Below are 25,125 nucleotides of genomic sequence, written 5' to 3' on the forward strand. Positions count from 1 at the left end.
TACTACTCAGCCCCGCTGCCCGCAGATGCCGCTTCTCTCATAGCCGACAGTGCTTCGTCTAGTGAATCAACGCCACCGCTTGCGCCGCTACGCGCAGTACTGGCCATTTCCGCGCTATACGCCCACCAGCGCACACGTACATTCCCCGGCTCCGAAGTTTGCTGCACCTTCACCCCAATGCGGAACGTGCCTTTTTGTGGATAGGCAATCGTACCGATCTTCACTTCTGGCGCATCGGGTTCAAACTCGCTGCCTTTGAACACATCGGAGACTCCGCCGTATACGCGGTCATCGCTGGATAGCATTTCGGAGAAGGCCTCACCGCTGCTCTCTTCCAAGCTAGTGATGATGAGCACGTTGCCCTCGCCAAGTCCGTGTGCGATTTCGCCGGAGAAGAAGCTTTTGGTCGCTCTCCCAAATGGGGACACAGCAATCTTCGTAAAAGGCTCGATCGGAATGTCCACGACACCGCTCAGCATCCCCGCAATGCCGCTGCCGCTGCCGCCGCCTGCTGGAATACTTAAATCGAATGAAAGCTCGCTAATCGCTTTATTGAAGTTAACCTTGAATTCCGGAGGCTGTCCTGGCGCCAAGGTTTTCACTTTGGACTTCGTTACGAACTGACCGGATGTTTCCTCGCGGTATTCGTTCGCTTGAGCAAGCCTGTACATAACCGAGGAATTGTACACGTATTCGCCAAATGGCACTTGCTCGACACTTTCAATGACATAGGTTGGTCCCACTTGAACAAGGCATATTTTAGCCAAATAAATACAAGGCTCGGACGGAGCTTCTAAAGAAGCCTCCAAAGATTGTTTCACGAAGTCGGACATCAACCGTTCCCGCACGGATTCGCCAATAATCTGCAGTTCGCCAACAGCATGAGTCTGCAGCTCCAACTGTCTGTCATCCAGCTTCAGAACGGCCGTACTCACCTGTACACCAATCGTCCCCTTCACGGAAGTCGTACTATCCGCTCGCAAAAGCACCTTCATTTCATACTCGCTCTCTTGCCCGTCCTGAGGCTCTTGGAACACAATCGTTGCTCCTTCAATCGCCTCTACGCGTTCAGCAGCCAGCTCATATTGAAAGGACAGTCTGCCGGCCTTTAGAGTCTTCTCGAAGCGCAGCTTCATTTCGAACAGTTGACCTGGGTTCACATAACGAGGTGTTGTTTGAAGCACCCGCACTTGAGAATCTTGATAAAGAACGACTGTCTGATCCGACAAATTAGCCAAAGGTAGTGCTGCCGGATCAGGCGCATCCTCTCGGATAAACAAGCGGTAGCTTTCCAGCACACGATTATAGTCATTAATTTCGTCGGAACGAATAGAAGAATTAGCGACCGCGTGAACGGGTTCTTTTTCCTTTTCGTCATAGGCAATACATAGGTATACGTTCTTGGCGTACTGATTATTGCTGAAACCGTCCATCATCGATAGCTTCAATGTCATCGGAGAAGGCACGACAATTTCCCGGCCAAGCGCGTCGATCGCAGCTCCCATCTCTACAGAAACTGACTTTTCATCGACCGCGACAACCTGCAGACCCGTAAGTACGCCCGAACCATGCAGCAAACGGTTCATCATTCTTCGCTTATCGTTGAAATACTTTTGCTCAGACTCGAAATCCCTTACTGTCAGCAGCTTTCCATAGAAATACCGATTGCGCTCAAACGGGTAATAGCGTGTTTTTTTCATAAGTATCCCCTCACCTTCCAAGGCTCATTTCGTTTATTCGATTTCGGAATCCAATTCCAAGCGAGTATGTATGTCCATTCGTTTATCGCGATCTACGTCAATCAGCACCGTATTGTAAGGCATCGACGAACGCTGATCTAGTGTTAACAAGGTAGGCTCAGATAAGTAAGTATTAATGCCCAGATATGTATGCATGTCCGCGTACATCCACGGTTGTAGAACGATTAATTTGCCTTCGGTATAGGCTGGTTTTTGGTCTTCGATGATTTGCTCGATGGTTAGCCGTTGTGCATCTGTCTGTACGAATTCAGGCTTTAACATGATGCAGAAGCAATAAGGATTATCCCCATATAACTGGGCAAAAAGCTGCCGCAGCTCCGACGTCTCCTGCATTTGTTTAAACTGAAAATATTCCAGCAAAAACGGTTCTGACCCTGTGTAAATCTTAAGCATGTTCATCATGCCCTCGCGAGTTCCCCGCAATTTGTAAAGCTCAGGGGCCTGTTTGATCAGTAGTCTTAGCTTCGTCTCGCCCCATGCCTCATGATCCGTGATAGCCAACCAGCGGCCTAACCATTCCAGATAAGTGCCGGATACCGCATCCGGATCGAAATGAGAGGAAATACGGTCTATTTTATCCTCCATATCGTCAAAGAAGGTGCTGAACATCGCCAGAAACCGCTCCAGGAAAGGGCTATGCTCCTCGTCCTGTTGATAAATCGGCGGCAAATAGGCAATCAGTGACGTTCTCGGGAAGTAGACCCGAAGCTTTCGGATGTAAGGTGATTTTTGCTCGCTGCCAATCAGCTCGATTTTGAACCATAGATAACGGCCTCTGGCATTCATCAGAAGAGCATCCTTCGGATTCAGGATGGGCTCCGACCATAAGTCACGCGTCGCAGCCAGCTTATCTCGAATCGAAATGCCTGGATCCGTCAAATAGCCCGTATAATTTACGTATTCGCCATCAATGAATCCTTCGCTTTCATCCGATGTAAAATAGGAAAAGCGAACCTGCGTTTCCTCCGGAATATCGGCTTCTAAACGAATCTTATGCCACTGTGTCTCCGTTTCCGTCGTATCCAGCTCAGCCGAGAAATAGATGGCCTCCGGAAGCTGAGTCCCCTCAAGCAGCATCGTACGCGCACGAAGATCAAGCAGGCTAATCTGACCACTTATCCGATCAAAGACATACAACCGGTTGCGCCCATCATGCAGCAATGTATCCGTTCGTCCTCGGAAGCTAGTAACTTTATCAAACTGCTCCCCATTTTCGCGAAACTTTAGAATAAACCGCTCCGTTACTCCTTCTTGCTGTGCGTATCCGCTGTCCCCTATGTAGATATTATGATTCGTATCAATGGAAATACCGGCAAAGCGCCCTTCCTGCTCCAGCTTAAAATGAAACGGCTCCCGACCATCTTCATGGAACACCGTTACCGTTCTGAGCTGTGCATCCAATAGAACTAATTTACCACCCGCAGCAGCGGTGTAATAACGCCCTCGAAGTGCAGCAATTTCAGCCGTTTCTTCCAGACGGTGTGCTTCATGCTCATACACATGTACCACTTCACCTGCCGCGTTCCACTGTATAATGCCAATCCGGCCGCCCTTAGGAACTTCGGGACTTCCATTCATACCAATCGCAATGTCCAAAGGGACCGCCGCGTAAAGCAAATTCGCCGTTGTAATTCTCGTATTAACCGAGAGAGGAAATAATTCAAGACCTTCCCAATCATGGATAGCCCACATCGTCTGTCCATTGGAAATCGAATACACCGCAAGTCTTCTTTCGCTCTCCGTGTGGGCATCAGCTATCACCAAAAGATCTGACATAGAAGCTAGCATCGCTTGATGGCTAAACAACTGATGACCCTGGCGAAATAACGACTCCCGATGACGACTTTCATCATCATAAATCCACACATTTGAAGCCTCGTCTAGCAAAAATAGCTTCCGACCTGGACCGACCGTCATCTCTTGAATAGGATGAATGCCTTCCAGCTCGTCTGTGCGAACGATGCGATGGATGCTGTATTTTTCTGTCTGCTGAATCGAAAATCCTTCGTTCTGCATATGAATATTGGCTTCATATCCTTGTTCCCAGTCAAGCGGTTTATTAAGTGAGAAAAACGTTTGTCCATCCTGCATCGTTCGACACCTCTTTTCCTAAATAAGGACTTATAAATCCGTCTGACTAATGGTTTCCACTTCATGATCACCGGAATAGACCAAGGCATAAGGCGGGATATGAATGTCGCCAGCGCCATCCTTGTGGAAGCCTGTGCCCTCGGCATCTATCCAAATGTCCTGCACATAGACAACACCTTTAATCCGGGAAATAACGCCATAAATATCTCCCTTATACACGGTCCGTCCAAAACGCCAGCCTTCTGAGCCTTGTCCATGATCCATCGGCTGTAGTAACAGTCTGAGCTCTTGCATAATTCGGCGCTGTTCATCTTTGTGCTTGGGCTCCATCACCACGACAGCGTGAACCGTTATTTTAATATATTCGGCGGGAATCACGTGTAGTTCTGTGGTCAAAAGACGATGCCGATCTAGATGCTGCTTGATCGTCTGCAAGAAGCCCTTGCCAGCTTTCGGCTTATCGCTCTCGCTATAAGGGACGACCACGACGGTCATCTGTGCGGGCGCTTTGACCTTCGGATAATCCCGCATGCCCAGCTTGTACAGCGGGATTGCCTTTACGCGCGCGACACGCAGACCGGGCGTCGCCTTCGCGATCGCCTCGTAGTCCTCGCCAGTCACGGCCCGCGTCGGCTTCTCGAGTTCGCGCCGCACGCGAAGTTTCGCCTGCGTGAGCGTCTCCGCTTCGAGGCCGCCTCGCGCGGGGAACGGATTCGTCACACGCACGCCTTTGGTATTCGTGAAGCCGGTCACGAGGCCATCCTTCACGTTGCCTCGCACACCCCCGCCCGCTTGCAGCGCCAGGAACCGAATGTTCGGTTCCACGGACTTGGGCGGAGTGAGACCCGCTTCGTTATTGCCGAAGCGGATCGTTCCTGCTGCATCGTCGTAGACGTAATGCCTGTCCGTGGACTTCGAATTATCGAAGTCGTCCACGGACTGCCAGTCGTCCCAAACGACGTCACTCTCTCCGCGTGGCCGGTAGCCAACCTGCAGCAGCATGCTGCTGGGCTTATACATCCGGCCACGGCTGATTTCAAAGGTCTGCCCGGGCAGACCTCTGCTGCCCCCGACAAAACGGCCATAGTCAAACTCGGCCGTGTAAGCAATGAGCCGTACCCGCTGCGAACCCTGCGGCGGGATACGCCCGTTCACCCCGTCGCCGAAACGCAGACGGGTGGTGCGCAGAGCCGAGTCCTGCTGCAGCTGGCAGCAGAGATCATCCGGCTCACAGTCCTCGAGCTCCGCGACGATGTGCCAGTCGCGCCAGTGCCCTTGCTCGTCCTGAACCTGCACAGTGTGCATGCCGTTGTAAGCGAGATACGAGCTTACCTCGAAGCTCTGATCAGGCTCTCCCGAGCTGTCAAAAGCAGTAACTTCGCTGAAGGTTTCCTGCTCAGCCGCTTTCACCGCATTGAGACTAACCTTCTCAATCTTCGGAGACAGCTCATAGCCGTCCTCCTCGAGTGTACAGCAAATCCAGAATCGGCTGCGATCATCCGCAGGGTAAAGCGCAATCGGCTTCATCTCCGACGTGATCCGAAACCGGAGCTCACCGCTTTGCGACAGATGAACCGTTGCATCACTTATCTGCTCGATAGGCAGCCAGCTTTCGCTTTGCCCCTGCTGCCCGGCACCCGCAAATGTCCACGCCACCTTAGCAGACGAAATCATCGGCGTTGTCCCATCTTCACGGTGACCCACCCTTACCGGATAGCGGTCAAATAGCTTAAAGGCGATTGAAATCTCCGTTTGCGCAGGCAGCGCTCTATCGAAACCGAGATACAAATGCGCGCCCTTACGCGCTTCAGGTCCAAAAGCATAATAAGCAATCTTAGCGTGATTATTGGATGTAAAATCACCAGCCGCCGTCTCCGTACGGACCAGCACTTTCTCAAGCTCGGAAGGAACAAGATTCACCGTATCTAGTGTCTCAAACCGCTGGTCCATCGCTTGCAGCGGTGTCCCCTTGGGGAGCACAAGCTGCTGCTGTAAACCAGCAAACGCCACATCACAAACAGCGGATACAGCTTCATGAGGGCTAATCCCCAGCAGCTTCAGAAACTTCCGCACACTGCGCTCCGTCACCCGGTTTAAGTAATACTGCTGCATCTCCGTCATCCATGACATCAATTCCAGCAGCGTAATCCCTGGGTCATGTTCATTCTCATCCGTCCACTCCGGAAAAAGCTTAGGTATCGACTTTCGAGCCTCCTGCACCATCTGTTCAAACATACGATCATCCAAATTAGGTATTGGCAGCACTTGTGCTCACCTCCTTCGATTATTACTAACTCCCACCAACACACTCTCAACCACTAATCAGCTACTTTAACGAAATAAAACATCGCTAACCCGCCAACTAGCTCATTTATTCCTACTTTAGCGAAATAATACATCGTTATAGTCGCTCTTCTCTCCCTCGCAACCACTATTCAGCTACTCTAACGATATAAAACATCGCTAACCCACCAACTAGCTCATTTACTCCAACTTTAACGATGCAAAACATCCCTAAAGTTGCTCGACTCTCACTCGCAACCACTATTCAGCTACTTTAACGATATAAAACATCGCTAACCCGCCAACTAGCTAATTTATTCCTACTTTAGCGATGAAAAACATCCCTATTCAACCAAATAGAAGTCTCTTAAGGCTCCTATTATCGCTATTTTCCGTTGGAGCTGCTGATTAGCAGTCTCTAAGGACTCTTATTTCTGATAAATCCCATCTTTTTATATGATATTGCTGAAATAAGAGTCTCTAGAGGCTTCTATTACAGCAAATCTAGGCAAAAAACAGAAAATAGCAGTCTTTAAAGACTCTTATTTGCCGGAACCCGAATCCTTTCACCAGGAAGACGGACTTCCCATGTTTCTGACGAAAGGGTTCTGGGGGTTGAGACTCCCCCACCATCGACACCCTCCCTACAACGCGTTCACAACCACCTTGTGCTTGCCGCTCACAATGATCCCGTGCGGGAGCGCCGGAAGGCGGTTCACATCGAGTTCCGTACGCTCGCCGTCCTCAATCTTGTATACCGTCATGTAAAGCTTCTCTACATGACTGATCACTCGAATTGATTTCAACAACGCGTAGAAAACGGAGGGGTGGATTTGTTGACCGATTTGCCAGCCTTTGCCGTCGAAATTGCCGGTTAGCGGATCAAGGAAACGATTCAACTTCTCTAACGCCTGAATTTCGGTAGCTACTACAGCGTCCATGCCCTCAACTGCAACGATCGCCGAAATGGAAATTTCCATATAGACCGGCTCAATCACTTGAAGCCGTTCCGGGAAAGCAACAAGGCTGGAAGCCCGCTGTAGAATATACCTCTCAACCTGCTTCTTCAGTTCTGGAAACGCGGAGCTTCCCTTCTGCCCTTCTTTTGGTAGCACCACTAAAGTCATAGCCCCGATTTCTTTGTGCATATAGGCGTTCCGATTCGGGATGCATGTGACTTTTGCAATGTTCGGATATGCCTCACGCGCAAGCCACTCGTAGTCTTTGGACGATACAGCCCGATCACGATGCTTCAGCATTTCTGGTCCGCGCTGCAAGGCCGACTCCAGCTTTTCAGCTTGGCAGCCGCCTGACGCTGGTTCTGGGTTATAAATCTCACCGACAAACGCAATAGAGTCCTGCATCTGATTAATTTGACGAGCCCCTACGTTTCCGATTTGTCCGGACGTTACTTGGTAGGTTACCTTCAGCTGCTCCAGCCCACCCTTTGGCGGACGCATGCCATGGATACCGTCGCCTACACGAATACGACCAAACGTACGATCGATCATATAATGACGAACCCTATTGCTGGAATCTGCCATCTGGCGAACCGCTGTCCAACGAACCCAAAGTTGAAGTAAGTTCCCCTCAGAATCACGAGAAACCTCCATAAGAGGAGTCCCTACACGCTCGTACTCAGCGATTTCCTCTTCTGTCACAAACTCCGTCTCATCCACCCATACCTCTTCGGAGACAATCCCGCTTCTGCTGAGCTGGTATTCCGTTTCTTCCAGCCCTTTGGAATCGGGAATTTCCCCGATAATCGTCTCCTGCTGAAGTACTTGAACTGTATTCATATACATGCCCTGAATTGTGGGGATTTGTACCCGACCGGAACTATCATCATATTTATCATCACGATTAACAGCACGAATCCAGTAGCCCTCTTTACCAAACAACGACGCTCCTGCAAAATCAGATGGACCTACGAATTGGACGGTACCGCTCTGGGTCAAACCGTTCGTATCATCAATAACCTTGAGCGCTACCCATTCGGGATGGCTTCCCGGCATCAGACCAGCTCGCAAATACTCCCATTCGAGTAATGGCATGTCCTGCTCCGAGAAACGCTGCTGTTTCACCGAAACGAACATCGATATCGGACCTTTTACAGGCGGTGTATCAAAAGAAAGATGCAAGGCAGGATGACTGCCCTCCAAAGGTTGAAAGGGCTCAAACCCGCCCTCCAACTGACGGCTATGCCGAGTCCGATCCTCAAACACCGTATTATTCAGCGCTAAACAACGTTCGGCTGGGTATAGTCGATCATCATACTTATAGGTTAGAGACACATCATCCACCCAAGGTGAAAGATAGATCGCTTGTGCCACATACGCATTCTCGATATGTAAAATTCGTGCTCTGATCCAGCAGTTTTCATTGCCGTTCACATAAGTCGCTTCAAGATCAGCTGGACAGCGGAAGTGAATTTCTTTGCGCACCTTCTGCTCCTGCGGATAATAAAACAGCTTCCCTGCTTCCTTCCCCACATCCAGCCGCAACCAAGTTGCCCCGTTCCAATACTCCCAAGCAACCTCCAGAACGGTGACGTGAGTTACTGGCGGCTTATCGAACTTGGATTTTTTCATCACCATTTTCCAATCGACTTGCTCCGTCAGCTCCGGCTGAAACCGATTCTGAATCGCTTGCAGCCCAAAGCTTAGCTTAATATCGCCGTCTTTTTTCGTAAAAACTTCCTGACTCCCGATGTAAAAAGAACCATAAAGCGCAAACTGATCACCAAACGGATAAAACCCCGATGGGTCCGCACCAATATCATTGTAAAACATCTGATCAGGCCGAACGCCACCTGTTTCCAGTGTATCGACATAATCCGTTTTAAATGAAATATGGTCCATGGACAGCCTGCTGTCTGCCAGCGTTTTACCACCGCTTATGAGCGGCTTTAAACGGCATTGTATCCAGCGTCCGGATGCCCCGTTCACTTCTCGCAGAGCAATCTCGCCTGCCACCGCTTTCAATAGAGTAACCCGATTCCCCTTAGCCTCTACGTGGTCAAAAGTCTTCCAACCTTCCTCCGTGGCATACAGCCACTCGGTTAGCTCGGGATTCGCCAGTTGGCTGGACATCGAAAGTTCATCAAAACGTCGCTTCGAGTTACGGAATTCGATTTCGATTCGTGCCGTATTATACACGGTGAAAAGAGAGCTGTGCTCCAAATAAATGGCATGCTCCTGCAAATTGTCGCCATCCTGTAAACGGAAAAGCGCTGTCGGCGCTGCATATCCTTGCCGGGATGCCGTAACGAACTCATCAGGAATGCGAATGATCATATCCTGTTTGCGGCTCGTCATGTACACATCTGTAAGCAACGCGGGCGTCAATAAGCTGCTCCGTGCTGTCTCATACAGAATGCTGCCTTCCTCTGCTGCAGCGGCAACTTGTGTGCCTGCCGAGATGAACACGGACTCCTTCGTACCCTCGTTCAGCGCAAACGTTAAGTAGCTTCGGGCAGGACGTGCCGGAAGCAGCGTCACATCGAACATGTTGAGGAACGATATCAAATTTTTCGTAGGCACTCGGTTCAACCGTTTGATATTGTCATGAAACATATCAGCAAACATCAAGAACAGCGCGGAACCCGGGTCCGGATTTTCAGGCGTGAACCGCCACTCCGGCGTATAGTATGGCGCCATTTCCTTCATTTGCGCGATCAAATCGGGTAAATCTCTGGAATCAATTTTGGGAGGTTGCACAGCTCCACCTCCTCTCTGTACGTGTCGTCATCGCTTCCGCAGCCAGCCTCTCTATTTCGATCCTTCAAATAAATAAAACGGATAGACTTGGTTAAATAAGTTATTGGTCGTACGTACCAAATAAGAAATATGAATCATCACCTTAGCAGGGTCATCTGCTTCCGGTATGGCTTGTACATCGACTTCATGAACCCTAGGTTCCCAGTTCCGTATTGCTTCCTCGATATTACTTTGGAGCAAATGAAGCGTTGTATCGTCCGTTAATCCGAAAATAAATTCCTGAACACCACACCCAAAACTCGGGCGCATTACCCGCTCCCCTTGTGTGGTCCCCAGAATAACGCGGATCGCTTCGGCGATGTCTTCCTCATACTCAGACATTCGGATTCGCCCTGTTGCAGGATCGACCTGAATAGGGAATTTCCAGCCTCGTCCCAAAAATGCTTCCGACACCTCGTCACGCTCCTCTCGTTAATTGATTTTGACCATACTGCCTTTAATATTAATGATTCCGTCGGACTTCAGATCCAGTGTTGCCCCAGCCTTCAGAGCCATCGTGGCAGAAGCTTCTATGCTAATTTGAGTGGATTTGATTTTGATTTCCTTCGTGCTCTCAATGCTGACCTCGCCTTTAGCGTTCAAGGTGATCTTCGAGGTTTGGCTCACAACCGAAATTTCATTCGCTGAGCCGCCCTTGATCGTAATCTTATTATTCCCGCTTGAATCTGCGATCGAAATACTCTCATCCTTATCCTTCAATTCAATCATTTGGCCTTTTTTCGTCTTAATCTTTATGCTCTCGTCACCACTTTTATCGTTGAAAGAAAGCTCATGACCGGAGCGTGATTTAATCATACGCAAATCATTTTTATCTGCGGGCGCAGGCGGCTTATTCTTCGGATTCCACAGCATGCCAATGACGAAAGGCATTCGCAGCTCTCCCAGATGGAAAGCGACTAAGACTTCATCCCCTACCTCCGGTATAAAAAGGCTGCCCATTTCCTTACCGCCCATTAACGTCGCGATGCGGCACCAATCCGTTTCGGTCTCTGTTTCCTGCATGGGAAGCTTGAGCTTCACTCGCCCCATTTTATCAGGATCGGTATTATTTGTTACAATGGCAACCATGACGCCACCTAATTTCTGACTGGCAAAATCGGACACGCCACCTATCGTAATATCGGGAGTTTTGAACATTAGACCGCATTTCCTCCCAACTGAAACCGAGTTGTATAGCCTTCGTCGTCATAAATGTGTGTTGCTCCAGTAATATAGTATGTCTGGTCGAACGATTTCCCAACACCACTGAGTTTGATATATCGACCGGCACGAATCTCAGGAATCCCAATGCATTCCCCGTTACCGCTTATCAGCTTCATCGCTCGGCGATTCAGGATCGCATTCGCGTAGCTTTTGGCTTCTTCCACGGAGGTCACATTCGTATACATATGCTCGACGAAATCACCTTTAGATGCCAAGATATCCTTGCCCGTCTTGCTATTCGAACCCAGCTTCGTAATGCTAGCCGATTTACCTTCGATCACTTTCAGTTCTTTATTGTCCCAGGCTCTTACGGTTACACCCGTAATTTGCTCGGCTAAATTCATATCAATCATTAAACTACGGAGGGTTTTCCCCATTTCTAGCGTCATCAATGACGTCATCGCCGTGAGCGGCTTACGGAAATATAAGTTCTTCCCCACAACAAAGAAATCATAGTTAACCAAATTAGCTAAATTTTGAATAAAGTGATAGTCATTAATCTGACTCTGCGAAAGCGCAGGAAATTCCGTCGTCGTTGCATCAATATGTGTTTTGAAGCCATACGTTTTGGCGATTTCCTCAACAACATCACTATATTTCTTCTTATTCCAAGAACGAGACTTGGTCCCTTTCATCATGAGATAAGAAATGTCCATCCCCCGCACAACGAGGCCAGGAGCACCCTCTTCCGGGAAATCAACAACAACGGATGTAATATGTCCCGAAAATACAGCGGTCATTTTGTCTACATAACCTAAACTGATCTCAATGGCTTTGCCTAAAGAGAACGTAGACAGCCACTGGAACTCATTATTCGTAATATCGTACGCATTCGCAATCCGAAACGAAAAGGAGTCTGCCGTTCCATCTATGGACGTTTCAACGCGAAGAATATCAATGGCTATCGTGTCCGATATTTTCGTTCCATCTACGCTAATTAAATAGGATGGCGCATAAAAATCTTTGTACTTTTTGGCCAAGTCGTCATAGGGAAAGGAGCTCGTTTCTAATTCTAAGGGCATCGGCTTAATCCAGCCTCGGAACTGAAATGCGGCGTCCCGTTGCGACTTTCATAGGATTATCAATCTGGTTGGCTTTGGCGATTTCCCGCCATAAAGTTGGATCCTCGTATTCCGTTGCAGCAATCATCCAAAGCTGTTCCCCTTGATTCAGCATCTTCAGCTTCGTCCGATCGGCCGAATGGCGGGGGATTTGCTTAAGCTGGTCTTTTTTGCTCAGCGTGGATTTAAAGGTCACTTTCAGCTTGGCACGAACCGGAACTCCGGTTTCCAGAAACATCGTGAAGTGCTGATTTACCGCCACAACTACCCCTTTGAAATCCAGAGAACCCCAAACAAATCGGCAAAGCGGCGGTGCATGGATCTCCTTCTCAACATCCAGGAGACCTGAGATTTTCTTCGTAAGCAGGCGAACGTCCGTCCCTCTTTCGTAGGTGTCAAAATAAAAATCCATGGACAGCGTCGTTGTCCCTCCACTCACGAATTGAGCGATGGGCATGGACAGACCCGGCACTGTTTTCCAAGAATAGCTGTTATTCGTGTCTAGGGTATACTCACCCGGATTGAACATCACTTGTACATTTTCTGTTTTGCTTCCCTTATGAACGATAATCATTGCTTTCTTGAGCGCCATAGGTGTCTGTCCTTTCTGCTATTATCTATACTTAACGTTATTAACGATTTATGACGAAAATAATTAGATGCCTCGACGCTGCCGCTCGAACTTCATCTTTTTCTCAATTTCGCGGTAAACTTTGTCCGCAATTTTTGCTATGTCCAGCTGCGGGAGCTGTTTCATCAGCTCCTGCAGCTGCTCCGCACTTAGCTCCGGCGCCGCCTGCTGAACCGGCGCTGCTGGGGTTGGTGCTTCGTCTGCGCTTGCTTTGGTGCGCAGCCAGTCCATCTCCAGCGGCGCTTCGGCTAGCGCGCTGCTGATCTCTGCGGCTGGAGTTTGTTTGTGCTCCAGCGTGGGTTGCTGGCTCTGCGAGGCTAAGTAATCTTTCCTCGCGGTTGGCGTGCTGCGTTGGCTGGCGTTTAGCACGCCGCCGGCTAGTGTTTGCCGCTGCACCTGCGTGGGCAGCGGCTTGATGGCTGCAGCAGCCAAGCTCCCGCTGCTGCTGTGGGTCATGCTGGCGCTGCGCTGAGCGCCAGCTGTAGTTGCTGCGGCGGCGCTGCCGATGGCAGCCGCCTGGGTGAGACCCGCAGGAGCAGCGCGAAGCGCTCCTGCGCTGCTCGCCAGCAGCGGCATGACACGCGGTGTCATGCTCACGGGCTGGCGAGCGATCGGCGCATGCGCAGCACGCGCACCGCCTGCACTACTTGCTGCCAGCGAAGCAGCAGCTGGCTCAACCCCCTGAGTGCGCTCCTCTTCCAGCGCGCTCACTCTAGCCCGAATGGTTCGTTCCGCTGAATCTGACTGGAAGCCGCTGGCTTCCAGTCGATTCTCCGAACCATTCCCTGCCTGCAGCTCGCGCTCGCTGTCATCGACAATGACTTGTCTCTGAACATGCTCGACTTGCGCCCTGCGCCAAACGGCTCGGCCGGTCTGACTTGTCGTTTGCCCAGCAACCCCTTCGCCTGCTGCTCGGTAATCCATCGTTTGACTCGTTCTTCTTGCACCTGTGCGAATATCCGCTGTTCGCCCGGCTTCTCCTGGGCTTGTTCGACTCGTCAACTGTCGGGTCATTGCTTCACCCGTCCCAGTTTGAGTCATCGGCTGTCTAGCCCCACCAATCTCTGATCGAATTGTCGTCATTACCTCGGTATCGATCTTTCTTTGTATCGCTGCTTGCTGTTCTCTTACTCGATCGATTCCCGTCGGCCCGCCTGTTCTTCTTACCATGTCCACAGGTGACCGGTTTATAGTTCCTTTAACAAGCTCCAGTGAAGTCTTGCTTGTTATTTCATCACTTGTTCTGTCTTTGCTTATTGTGTTACTGCTTACTCTCCCCATTGCTCTGTTACTTGACTTTTCACTGGCACTTTCTCGAACGGTTCCCTTTACAGCCTCATTGTCCGTCCCAGTCTCACCTATCAGCCCTTTTTCAGCTTGCCTCCAAATGGCACGAACGGAAGCTGGATCTGATAGCTCAGTATTACGGGAGAAGCTGCGCTGTAATCCTATTTGATCTGCATTCACTGAAAGACTTGGACCAATCTTCTTCAAACTGTTTTCAACTACTTTTGTAGCTATCTCAGAAGCTAAACTTTGAGAGGAGGGGAAGTCACCGCGTGACTTCGTCCCTAATCTATCTACGTTCGTCCTTGAAGGTTGTTGTCTACCCTCTTCCAACAGTCTCCAACCTGCTGACCCAACAGAAGTACGAAAAATCCGTCGAGCCTCCGGCTTAGGAGAACCAGCTCTAGCTTGTAGGCTAGTTTGAAAACCATCAAGTCGATTCTCAGAACCAGCGTTCCTTTTAGCTTCTGCTGCCAAGTTCAGACTTGTTTTTATTTTTCTGACACTGGATTCGGTCATTTTTGCAGCTAGTTCAGAAGCTAAAGTTGGAGTAGAAAGTATGCTTCGCACAGAAGCTGGTTTTTCTTCCTCTTGTGTCGCAGATTGTTGCTTCCTTAGCTCACTATTTACTTCGGTTCCTGCTGCCTTGCGAAATACACGCCCAACCTCTTGCAGCTGTATTCGCGAGCTGGCTTGCAAGCTAGCTCGATATCCCTCAAGCGGCTTCATAGCAATAGCACCCAGCGCATCTGATGTTTGGTCCCTAAGTATCGCTGACCTCGCAGCTATTGGGAAAATCCGCCCCATTTTCATGCTTGTTTCATCTTGCTCTTCAGGTTTCGAAGCCGCTCGGAGAACACGCTGTGAATCCTGTAAAAAAGAACTGGCTTGCAGACTGGCCAGATATCCCTCACGGGGACCCCCTGCTTGGAGTGTCACTCTATTGGCACTAGGATTGGAAGATAGTTGTGTACTACCCGCTTTCCTTTGCGCTTTTACAGCTGCACTTGTGCTCCTATTTGGTTGTACTGCCTCAGAGTGTGACTGCATTCTCGATTCCAAATTCGGATTCGCAGCCGATCTCGCGATGGCTAGGGAATTATCAGCGTTACTATGTACGATATTCTCCCTCCGCATAATCCGCGGAATGTGAGTAGTCATTGTTAGGTGATCGGAGATCACCTGAAAATTTTTTTGTGGAACTTTATGTATACTCCCAACAAATGAATCATTAGAAGAGTTTTGTCTTTGTTTTTGTCGTTGGACCAGCTGCTTTAGCAATTTCTCGTTGCTTTGAATTTTCACAACAGATTCTAGTCCATTGTCCATTACACTTGCTTTTCTATGTATCTGTGAAGGATAAGCAGCCTCTACAAATCGAGATGCTTCAATACCTTGCTCATTCACTTGTTTAGTAACGAGCTTAGTAAGGCGTTCCATCATGGAGGAGCCTTGATTTCTCTTGTTAGCTTCACGCGTTCTTGAACGAGTTTCCCAATTATTATTTGAGATAGCTTCCGAAATCGGCTCCTGTCCATTCCCCATCTCAAGCTTTTGACCAGCAGAAGAATTTGTCTCTAACTGCACTGATTGGCGTGTATGTTCATCTTGCAGCACTTGATTCCGTACTTGATCCTGGTTTCGATTTTGTTTCGTTACCTGACCCGGTACTTGATTCTCTACTTGATTCAGTTCTTGCTCCTGATTCTGTACTTGAATCTGCTTTCGATCTTGCCTTTGCTCTTTACCCTGATCCCGCTCCTGCGATCTTTCCTGCGTATGCACTTGCACTTTTTCCTGCTCTAGCTCACGCATTCGATCTACTAGATCCTCTTGCACTTGCCTTCTCACCGAAGCCAAAGCATTATCTTGATGCACCACTTGAGCTGTTAGTCGCTCTTGTCCAAGTCCCTCTACTTGCTCATTCGGCTTACGCCAAACATGCGGCACACTCTGCCGGGCTCCCCTTGATGTCGAAGCATGCATAGCAAAAGGCAAAGTTGAAGTCAATCGTGCTGCATTAATAGCTAATGGTTGTTGACTATCAGCCAGAAAACCTCTAGCAGTTGAAGCTTCTTCCTTACGATTTAGTTTCCCATCGCTCTTCGGCTCACCTATCGGTGACAATAGAGCAGTTGGCGAAACATCCTCCTTATCAGTGGCATTAGCCATATTTCTGACAAGTAAGCTTCTAATAAAATGCACAGAAGCAGGTGCTTCTGCATTCGAAAAGGGCCCCTCACCAAGCTTAGGCAATGAGTGATTATACTGCGGAAGTCTTCCCTTTTGTGGCGTTGGTGTTTGGTTCGCACCATTTAAATAGAGCTTGGCAGCATGCAGGTAAGACGGCTGCATCCCAATTGTAGATACCACAGAAGGTGCAGTAGCAGAGTGACCTACCTTGGCATCAGGCAAACCAGCGCTTGGTTTCCCTTCTTGGAACTGCTCTATCCATTGCGATGTATGCCGAATAGCATCCACATGTTTGACTACTTGTACATGATTATCCATAGGTGCAGCTCTGTGTACGATTGAGCGCTTCGTATGTTTTGTATGTTGAGGTCCATTCACCGATTGCGATTGTTGATTTGGGTTAATGCTTTGGGCATGAGAAAGCATCCCAATTGAAGCGGTAATCTGCCGAATAGATCGTTGGATTAACGGTGAATTCCCTTTGTTAACGTAGTTAATTGAATTTGATTTCTTTGGCGGCTTCGACTGCTTCTCACCCAACATCTCATGAGCAGCAGCAGTTTGATGATTCATTTGATTTACGGATAGTTCCGCATTCTTTTTGCTTTTTCGTCCTTTTTTCTTGCTCATCTCGTCAGTAAGTACTTGCATCTGTTGGTGAGACGATTGTACATCCGATTGGCTTGAAAAATAATCAACAGCCGTCTGTGAAGGAAGCCTGTAACCACTATTCGCAATCAGCTGCTGTAACTGACGAATCGTTTGCTTTTTCGTAATCAGGAGTGCTGATTCGGGATGCTGCAAGCTTTGCAGCTGCAGTTGCAGCTGGATAACCCACGACTGATCATTAATATCCGTTAAAGCCGATAATTCTTTATCCGTGAGAATTCCTTTTTGTTTAAAAATTAGAGCTAATAGACCTAAATAGTTATTACGCCAAAATCCGTATTTGCCCATAATGCCGGATGCAAACTGTTTGGATTCCCTGGCTGCACGTCCTGCTGAACTACTGCTAGCAGCAGAAATCTGCAAAATACCCTTGGTTCTCTTCCCTCGGGGTTTATGCGATTGTCGAGATTTCATAAACAATCCCCCTAAGAGTTTTGCTTTAGCAAAACTAGCATCGTAAGCATTTACTGAGTTTTTCGAGCACACTTATTTTTTGAAAATAGTTTTCAAACCGGCATGCACCAGCTCGATCGACTCGATAGCTACATTACCGCTGCTGGCATTCAAATCAGGTCCGTTCCATTTCACCGGAAAAGCACTGAAAAAATTCCATCGGCACATCTCCGTACCTGCCTGATTGTGTAGAATAATGGAGCCATTTTTACGCTTTATTTTGCCTTGGGCGACACCATTGTACCATTCCCAAAGCTCGCTGGAAGTGGTGATGCCTCTTTTTAGCACAATATTAGGATACTTCGTATGTTCGATCATGTAGTGGGGGTGCGTGTTCACGCCGCCTTCCCATAAGGGCTTAACTTCCGTTTCAGACTTCATGCCTGTTACTTCAGAAAAACCGCCGACAATAAGTCCGTCAAGCTCTACCTCGAACCGGAATGCGCCACCTACGTTATGCAATTTGGACTCGTTTTTGGACTGTTTCACTTGTTACTCACCTCTTACCGAACACATCAAACGGATTGTCAGGCTGCTTTTTACCATCTTCGTTCAGATTGCGGTTGATGCGGGATATTTCCTCACACCACGTTCGGCGCTCCCGGTGCTCCATTGACATGATTTCATCATGCGTCCAATGAAAGTAGTAAGCAATAAAGCCCGCTTCCTCATAGATCTTGTCAATGGGATAACCCGTTATGCCCCCGCCATCTCGTCCAAAAAAGACACGTCCACATCAAACTCATGCTCACATTTCGGACAGCTTGTGTGTACTCTCGGCACTTCCATTTCATTAATTTGACGATAAAAGTTTTGCAAGAAAGCTAGATCAGCCGTGAAGAACTTCTCAACCACACGTGTATCAATCGCACGCAGATCGCCTAGGTTGGTAATCACACGCGTAAGTAAGATGATCGTTAAATAGCCTGGATTTTGCTGAACGCGTTGGTCACGCATGGGTAGGATTTCATCCGCAGCTGTTGCTAACCGCATAACGCCTCTCTTGTGCAGCGTACCGTTGTCATCCACATATCCTCTAGGCAGCTCGAATTCATATTCCGTTTTGAAAGCCATGATGTTACCCCCTTAGCATTATGAAAAAAAGAAGAGTTAGGAACCGGAGACTTCGTGCTCCGGCACCTACTCTAGCGCTGCTTACTTCGTGCGTGTCATGCCTTCGTGGGCAAGCTCTAGGCTCTCAATGGCAATTTCATTGCCTGTACCTTTGAAGCTTGGAGCAGAGTACTTGGACGGCCATGCTTCAATAACCTGCCAAGTCGCTACGTCTGCACCTTCTTCGTTGATTGCGATGATCGTAACCGTTTTGCGGGAAACTTTCCCCTGAATCGACTCCGACATCCAGTTATACATATCCATGGAGTCAGTAACACCCCACTTTAATGAGATGTTGCCATATTTCGCAAGTCCCGGAAGCTTCCGAGGCGTAATGGTTTCGTTTCCTTCGCGGTATTCAATTACCGACAAGGATGCGTCAAATCCAGAGATTTCGCTGAAACCAGCTTGCTGAATACCTTCTACTTCAATTCTAAATCTAAAATTGCGGTATGGATCCCTACGTTCGCCAGCCATATAATACCCCTTTCCTAATATGAGAAATATCTAACGTTTCGACTATTCTTCTCTTGTTTTCTGAGTAATGCGGAAGATTACGAACTCGGCAGGTTTGACCGGAGCAACCCCGATCACACAGATCAATCGACCATTGTCGATATCATCCTGCGTCATTGTGCTGCGTCCAATATTAATATAGAACGCCTCGGAAGGACTTCCGCCCATTAAGGCACCGTCTCTCCAGACACGAGTTAAGAACGCATCAATGGTTCGTTGTACACGAGCCCAAAGCTGTTCATCATTCGGTTCGAATACGACCCAGTTCGTGCCGTTCTTGATGGACTCTTCAATGAAGATGAACAAACGTCTCACGTTCACATATTTCCACAAGCCGTTCGACGATGTTGTGCGAGCACCCCATACACGAATACCTTGTCCTGCAAAAGCACGAATCAAGTTTACGCCTTGTGGGTTCAGGATATCTTGCTCGCCTTTGTTATATTGGCAATCAAGACCAACTGCACCGCGAACGACTTCATTAGCAGGCGCTTTTTGAACACCACGCGTTTGGTCGGAACGGGAGTAGATACCAATCACAGAGCCAGATGGCGGTATGTATATATTTCTTTTGTCTAATGGATCGAACACTTGAAGCCACGGATTGTACATCGCTGCGTAACTGCTGTCAAAGATGTTACGGTGCGTCATCACATCGGCTACTTTTGTTTTCTCACGTGGAATATCAAGAACAGCAAAACGGCTGCCCAAGTTTTCGCAATGTGCTACGAGAGATAATTGAACCGTAGGCTCAGTTACACCCGGAATCGCGATGATGCTAACAACATCGTTGTCGATGAAAGACTGGATACCTGTACGTTTACCAGGTCCACGGTCTACACCCATGAAGATATCAGGTGTCACTTGCGCGATTGAACCGTTGCTTCCGCCAGACAGTGCGATTTGGAATTTGCCAACCGTTTCACTCTCACCAGAGAGCACTTCGAACGGAGCAACAGCACCCAGATCCTTACCATCTGTCAAATCTTTCACCGTAATGATGTTCGAACGGGAAACAATTTTCTCAATGTGGTTCGCTGCAGAGATATTTAGGGACACTTTCTCATAAGTCTCTGCTTCATCGCCGTAGAATACATGCAACGTGAATTCGCTAGTTGTTAACACTTTGGATGGAAGAAGACCGCTATCCACAACATCCCCATCAAGCGCTTCAGCAAGCTCAATAATGTTATCTTGGGAAGAAACGACTTTGTTGTACTGCTTCTGGCCAGCGGCTTCGAAGGCAACAACATCGCCGACATTGAAGCCAGCATTATTTTTCACGCGATATTGGGTCTCGCTTAGCACTTCATAGATTTGCGTCTTAGCTTTACTCGACGGAACAACCACGATACGAACTTGGTTACCCCATGTTCCTGGGTTCTTGGAAGAAATCTCCAGAATCGCAGATTCTTTGTTTGTTGCTGCTTTGTTCGTTGCTACTTTAGCGTCAGTTGGCGCTACACGCATGACATAACAGCGAGAACCTCCGTTTAAATAGAAATGCTCAACCGCATAAGAAAGGAAACGATACTCACCGAATTCATTCTCGGACAAGTAGCTGCCGAATAAACGATGGAAATCAGCTACGCTCGTAACCAGTTGAGGGACACCTTCAATTCCCCCTCTTTGCGCAAGCCCTATAAACCCGGCCGTACTTGTGCTTGCACCTTCAAGCGGTTGCGCCCCGCTGTCAAACTCTTCCACATAGACTCCAGGTGATAAATAGTCAGCCATTGTTCCCCAGTTCAGTCATATGGCACTTCTTGCAAATCAATACGGCCACAGACATGAAACCAGTTCTCTCCTTTCTGCTTGTCATTTTTGTATAGAAGATGGACGTGTCCATTCTACTAATTAGGGTTAAGTGAGCCGTATGATGCCGAGGTTCGTCGTTGTTCCTTCTGCTACTATTACTTCCTTCATAATATGCCGCCGATCTTCGCCGTATGTAATAGCCAATTCTGTCTGAAAGGATGGAATCCGATTGCCACGAAAAGCAATAACAGCCTCTCCTCGTTCTGTAACACGGGTTTCTTGGACGGGCAGCAGCAATGCTCCTCGAGTAAACGCTTTAGTCAGCTTATTCACTAGTCGAAAACGCTTTTGATGCTCCAGTACCTGGGCGATTCGAATTTGCTCTTCGGCAGCTTTAGGGCCTCGTCCTCGAAGCAAGTAAGAATCTCCAACTGCGATAACACCTGTAAACGAACCTAGTGTTACTTCACGTGCTCCCTTGTCGACTTGATCTGCCATAATTCGAGCGCGGGCACACTCTTCCGATAAAATCATCGCCTGCAGCTGGGCATCCCTCAAAGGAGCTCCGGCAGCATCCTGCAGCATGACTCGGATCAGTCCTGTTCCTTGCGAAAAAGGATAAGAAGGCAGCGGCTTTAACTGAACAACCTCTATAAAATTGTCGGTTCCTACTGTGATGAGAGTTTGTTCCTGAAAATAGTGCTCGTTGCTTACCTTAAGACGGTAATCACCGGGCGGTAAATCGTTGAATATATAGGAACCATTCGTTTTATGAATTGCTTTCGAACGGGTGCCTTCCAGATAAACGGTGGTCGTGTTGCCAAGAGGAGTTTTTGAGGTAATTGCATCGATGACGCATACAACCAAGGATACGCGGGTTTTCAATTGCGATACGCGAATGTGGTCCACAACCTAAGCCCCCTAACCCTGTATACGAAAATCGGTTTCCGAAACTCTTTTGGTTGTCTTGATGCGGGTTGAATCGATATTTACAGGCCCAACTGAATAGCTAACAGAGAGTCTGTATGGAGTATCAGCGAAGTTCCACATATTCAGCATGCTTTCTCCTTTAAGAGGATCCATGACAATGCGAACTTCTTCATCTTGCTCAGCTAGGGTTCCGAGGGTCATAGAACCTCGAAGTATAGAATGATCGTAGAGCACTTGCATCGCTCTTCCGAGTATCCGATGCTCATCCAGCGCTCTCGACTGCAGCTCTGCTGGTGATTGTACCGTCAGCATGTAGCTAAGATCTACAACCATAGGCGGATATTGAATTTCATTCGTCCCTCTGGCAATCATGTGGGTACGACGATTATCGCCGCTTTCGCGGACGTTGTACAAATAAAGAGATAAGTAGAAATCCCCTTTATCGACAGGCGAAGCAAGCCCAATCATCTCTGGTTGCGGAATGGGATCAGGAGTCATATTTTCTCTGAGCAACTTGATTATAGATGCGCTTACATCTGCAATAACAGAATAATCGCCAATAGGAATCACTTCCTGCCTCAAAATACCTATGTAATGTATAGAATTGGTGGGGATTATGTCATAATGTGTACCTTTTTCTATTATAATTGCAATTTAGTAGGATGACTATAGGGATTAAATTATTTATTTCTTGTTTTGTGACTTGATATACAGGTGAAACTAGTCGGACATTATGACCAGATAAGAGTCTTTTGAGACTCTTATCTCGTGTGAAATGCCGAGAATGCAAAATTAGGAGTCTCTAGGGACTCTTATTTGCTCCACTTCTTACCAAATCCATGCCAAAACCACCTATTAAGAGCCTTTAGAGGCTTCTATTCACTTAAAATACGCGAAAAGTGCTGCATTAGCGGTCCCTAGAGCCTCTTATTTGGCTTGCCGGCTGCTCGGTTACCTAAAATCCAATCTACCAGCCACTTTAAAGCTATAAATCATCGCTACAGAAGCAATTTACTCATTGGCGCACACTGTAGTGATGTAAAACACCGCTACAGCAATCAGAGCTGCACTAACTCCGTCCTGACAGCTACTTTAACGCTATAAATCACTGCTACAGCACAAACAACAAAAAACAGGCTCCGCGCAACCGCGCGAACCTGCCTTATATTAGTACTCTTCCCACTCCTGGCGGGCAAGGATTTTGCCTGATTTCTGCAGCTCATGCCGAATGGACTTGATGATATGCTGCATCCGGATGGGTTCGCCAGCCTCTGCAGCGAGGAAAGCCGAAGAAAGGACGACGTTTTTGATATTCCCACCGGCGATCTCATAGCGCTGCGCTAGATACTTAAAATCGACATCGTCGCTAAGAGGCGCCGCAGGGGGAAACATGGAGTGCCAAATCTTTTCACGATATTCACTATCCGGAAAAGGAAATTTAATGACGTAATTGATTCGCCTCAGGAAGGCTTCATCAATATTATTTAATAGATTCGTTGCCAGCACCGTGATTCCTTGATACTCCTCCATTTTCTGAAGCAGATAGGCGGTTTCGATGTTCGCATATTTATCATGCGAATCTTTGACTTCCGAACGCTTTCCGAATAGTGCATCGGTTTCGTCGAAGAACAACACCGCGTTGCTAAGCTGCGCTTCTTCGAAGATCTCATGCAAATTCTTCTCTGTCTCGCCAATATATTTACTGATCACCTGCGAGAGGTCGACCTTGTATAGCTCCAGCTGGAGCTCACCGGCGACAACCTGTGCAGACATCGTCTTCCCCGTTCCAGGTGGACCGGCGAACAGCATGCTCAGCCCCTTGCCGTAGGCCAGCTTCTTCTCGAACCCCCAGTCGCCGTAGACAACGCCACGGTATTTCACTTGATTGCACGCATTGTGGAGCTGATCCTTCTGCTCAGGCGGGAGGATGACATCCCCCCACCCATAGCGAGGCTCAATGCGCGTCGCCTTGCGCTCGAGCTTGTGCTGCACCTGCTGGTAGCACGCCTTATAGAGCGCATCAGCTCGCAGCGCGTACGGCGCAGCCACGTCGCCGAATCCCTCCCCCGCAGCCTCGCGCTGCCAGGCGGAGTACCCGCGCGCCAGCGTCAGCGCGCGGCGAATCTGCCCCGGGGTGAAGCGGAATTTGCCGCTCATCACCCGCCAGTCCACGTCCGCGCTCACGCCGAGTTCGCACGCGAATGCCGTCCAAAGGCGCTCACGCCCGCCTTCGTCCGGCACTTGCAGTTCGTGCTCAAGGAGCAGGCGCTCCTTGGGCTTCCACGTTAGCCGGTTGAACCGCCCGGCCAGCAGAAACACCATGCCGCCGTAGCCGTCCAGCAGCTCGTGAAACCACCCGAGCCGCCGCTGCGCCGCAAGATCCGGCTCCTCTGGATAGAGCACCTCCAGCCGTGTGAAGCTCAGCACGGCTTGGTGCAGGATCGCTTCGCGGACAATCGCGCTCAGCTGATCTTCAAAGCTCGCTGCGTGCAAAAGCACATCAGCAAGATCAACCAGAAGCAGCGGCTTATTGAAGTGGCTGCTGATATGCTCCACCTGCAGCTTCTTGCCTGCGCCCGCATTCCCCCACAGGTGGAAGGCGAGCCGTTTGCGCTCAGCCGCCGGAGCCTGGAATGCAGCTTGGATGAAGCCCTGCAGCCGTTGCTGAAAATCCTCATGGACGAGCAGAGGGGCAAGCTCGTCATCCGGATAAACCATCCGGACTGCCGGCTTCAGCTTCGGGTCCATTTCACCGGAATCCAGCATGAATGAGATGATTCGTTTATCCAGAAGCAGTGGCCTGGACAATAACGTCTGGCCGCTAATTTCCTGCGCCTCGCGGTGAAGCAAGTAGCGCGCCAGTTTACCCTCCGGCGCCATGAATGTCGTTCGTGCTGCCCGCATGTTCTCAGGGCTGCCGCAAGCAATTTGCAGCGCCAGACTAATATTAGGTGTTTTGCTGGTCAGATCATCTTGCAGGAAGCCGAAGATGCGTTCATATTTGCGATCCAGTTCTACCGCGAGCCCTAGCATAACGAACCGCTCTTCTACGAGCGATAGCCCAAACACAGAAGATACATACGACAGAGGCAAGAACACGCCTGCCTTACGGCTTTCTTCACGTCTCAGAGCAATGAACGCCTCCGAATTCTGAATACTAGCCAGCAGCTCGAGTTCTTCCCCATCAAGCACCTCATCTCCACTTGGTCTGCCTATGAGGCGGATGAACTCATCTTCGGACACGAACATCCCGCGAAACGAATCCGTTTGCGGGTCGGGTGTTAGCTTTTGACGACGCTTATATAAAAGCTCAAGCTTTTTATCCAACAAGGTAAGCTCATCCTTATAATGTTCCCATGCATGTACGTAACCTTGAACTGCCATAGCCCCTCCTGATA

General features: G+C 48.9%; 17 protein-coding genes. All 17 read right to left on the minus strand.

What is annotated here, in order from left to right:
- Window positions 1-2 precede the first annotated feature (2 nt).
- On the minus strand, window positions 3-1,700 hold the full coding sequence (locus GC098_RS07075) for a hypothetical protein (RefSeq protein ID WP_171642321.1): 1,698 nt from the start codon (window positions 1,698-1,700) through the stop codon (window positions 3-5).
- Window positions 1,701-1,733: 33 nt separating this feature from the next.
- The gene (locus GC098_RS07080) at window positions 1,734-3,851 is read right to left on the minus strand and encodes a phage tail protein (RefSeq protein ID WP_171642323.1); all 2,118 of its coding nucleotides are present in this window, start codon (window positions 3,849-3,851) and stop codon (window positions 1,734-1,736) included.
- A gap of 30 nt (window positions 3,852-3,881) precedes the next feature.
- Window positions 3,882-6,116: a putative baseplate assembly protein gene (locus GC098_RS07085; protein ID WP_171642325.1), complete on the minus strand. Its 2,235-nt coding sequence runs from the start codon at window positions 6,114-6,116 to the stop codon at window positions 3,882-3,884.
- A 662-nt stretch (window positions 6,117-6,778) separates the two neighbouring features.
- Window positions 6,779-9,853 carry a baseplate J/gp47 family protein gene (locus tag GC098_RS41130; protein ID WP_171642327.1) on the minus strand — a complete coding sequence of 1,025 codons (3,075 nt, stop codon included), beginning with the start codon at window positions 9,851-9,853 and terminating at the stop codon, window positions 6,779-6,781.
- A 51-nt stretch (window positions 9,854-9,904) separates the two neighbouring features.
- Window positions 9,905-10,306: a gp25 family contractile injection system sheath assembly initiator gene (locus GC098_RS07095; RefSeq protein ID WP_057304100.1), complete on the minus strand. Its 402-nt coding sequence runs from the start codon at window positions 10,304-10,306 to the stop codon at window positions 9,905-9,907.
- Between the two features lie 18 nt (window positions 10,307-10,324).
- Window positions 10,325-11,050, minus strand: a complete 726-nt coding sequence (locus tag GC098_RS07100) for a phage baseplate assembly protein V (protein ID WP_171642329.1) — start codon at window positions 11,048-11,050, stop codon at window positions 10,325-10,327.
- Window positions 11,050-12,138 carry a phage late control D family protein gene (locus tag GC098_RS07105; protein ID WP_171642331.1) on the minus strand — a complete coding sequence of 363 codons (1,089 nt, stop codon included), beginning with the start codon at window positions 12,136-12,138 and terminating at the stop codon, window positions 11,050-11,052. The genes GC098_RS07100 and GC098_RS07105 overlap by 1 nt, the downstream gene beginning before the upstream one ends.
- A gap of 4 nt (window positions 12,139-12,142) precedes the next feature.
- Window positions 12,143-12,769, minus strand: a complete 627-nt coding sequence (locus GC098_RS07110; RefSeq protein ID WP_171642333.1) for a CIS tube protein — start codon at window positions 12,767-12,769, stop codon at window positions 12,143-12,145.
- Window positions 12,770-12,832: 63 nt separating this feature from the next.
- Entirely contained in the window at window positions 12,833-17,371 is a 4,539-nt protein-coding gene (locus tag GC098_RS07115) for a hypothetical protein (protein ID WP_171642335.1), read from the minus strand.
- 72 nt (window positions 17,372-17,443) lie between these two features.
- Entirely contained in the window at window positions 17,444-17,899 is a 456-nt protein-coding gene (locus GC098_RS07120; protein ID WP_171642337.1) for a phage tail protein, read from the minus strand.
- Between the two features lie 7 nt (window positions 17,900-17,906).
- On the minus strand, window positions 17,907-18,110 hold the full coding sequence (locus tag GC098_RS41135) for a DUF6760 family protein (protein ID WP_171642385.1): 204 nt from the start codon (window positions 18,108-18,110) through the stop codon (window positions 17,907-17,909).
- A complete protein-coding gene (locus GC098_RS07130) occupies window positions 18,107-18,484 on the minus strand; it encodes a hypothetical protein (RefSeq protein ID WP_057304095.1) in 378 nt (125 codons plus the stop codon). The genes GC098_RS41135 and GC098_RS07130 overlap by 4 nt, the downstream gene beginning before the upstream one ends.
- An 81-nt stretch (window positions 18,485-18,565) precedes the next feature.
- A complete protein-coding gene (locus GC098_RS07135) occupies window positions 18,566-19,000 on the minus strand; it encodes a phage tail protein (RefSeq protein WP_057304094.1) in 435 nt (144 codons plus the stop codon).
- A 42-nt stretch (window positions 19,001-19,042) separates the two neighbouring features.
- Window positions 19,043-20,776: a phage tail sheath family protein gene (locus tag GC098_RS07140; RefSeq protein ID WP_171642339.1), complete on the minus strand. Its 1,734-nt coding sequence runs from the start codon at window positions 20,774-20,776 to the stop codon at window positions 19,043-19,045.
- A 126-nt stretch (window positions 20,777-20,902) separates the two neighbouring features.
- Entirely contained in the window at window positions 20,903-21,706 is an 804-nt protein-coding gene (locus GC098_RS07145) for a beta-sandwich domain-containing protein (RefSeq protein ID WP_171642341.1), read from the minus strand.
- Between the two features lie 12 nt (window positions 21,707-21,718).
- Window positions 21,719-22,297 carry a Pvc16 family protein gene (locus GC098_RS07150; RefSeq protein ID WP_312880007.1) on the minus strand — a complete coding sequence of 193 codons (579 nt, stop codon included), beginning with the start codon at window positions 22,295-22,297 and terminating at the stop codon, window positions 21,719-21,721.
- Between the two features lie 597 nt (window positions 22,298-22,894).
- The gene (locus GC098_RS07155) at window positions 22,895-25,111 is read right to left on the minus strand and encodes an ATP-binding protein (protein WP_171642343.1); all 2,217 of its coding nucleotides are present in this window, start codon (window positions 25,109-25,111) and stop codon (window positions 22,895-22,897) included.
- Window positions 25,112-25,125 lie beyond the last annotated feature (14 nt).

The organism is Paenibacillus phytorum (genome assembly GCF_013141715.1).
GTDB lineage: Bacteria > Bacillota > Bacilli > Paenibacillales > NBRC-103111 > Paenibacillus_E > Paenibacillus_E phytorum.

Bases quoted from the DNA above. Each gene is read 5' to 3' on its own strand.
- GC098_RS07115 (WP_171642335.1), bottom strand. From the start codon at position 17,371: ATGAAATCTCGACAATCGCATAAACCCCGAGGGAAGAGAACCAAGGGT.
- GC098_RS07140 (WP_171642339.1), bottom strand. From the start codon at position 20,776: ATGGCTGACTATTTATCACCTGGAGTCTATGTGGAAGAGTTTGACAGC.
- GC098_RS07075 (WP_171642321.1), bottom strand. From the start codon at position 1,700: ATGAAAAAAACACGCTATTACCCGTTTGAGCGCAATCGGTATTTCTAT.
- GC098_RS07105 (WP_171642331.1), bottom strand. From the start codon at position 12,138: ATGCCCTTAGAATTAGAAACGAGCTCCTTTCCCTATGACGACTTGGCC.
- GC098_RS07130 (WP_057304095.1), bottom strand. From the start codon at position 18,484: ATGGCTTTCAAAACGGAATATGAATTCGAGCTGCCTAGAGGATATGTG.
- GC098_RS07135 (WP_057304094.1), bottom strand. From the start codon at position 19,000: ATGGCTGGCGAACGTAGGGATCCATACCGCAATTTTAGATTTAGAATT.
- GC098_RS07155 (WP_171642343.1), bottom strand. From the start codon at position 25,111: ATGGCAGTTCAAGGTTACGTACATGCATGGGAACATTATAAGGATGAG.
- GC098_RS07100 (WP_171642329.1), bottom strand. From the start codon at position 11,050: ATGTTCAAAACTCCCGATATTACGATAGGTGGCGTGTCCGATTTTGCC.
- GC098_RS07110 (WP_171642333.1), bottom strand. From the start codon at position 12,769: ATGGCGCTCAAGAAAGCAATGATTATCGTTCATAAGGGAAGCAAAACA.
- GC098_RS07080 (WP_171642323.1), bottom strand. From the start codon at position 3,851: ATGCAGGATGGACAAACGTTTTTCTCACTTAATAAACCGCTTGACTGG.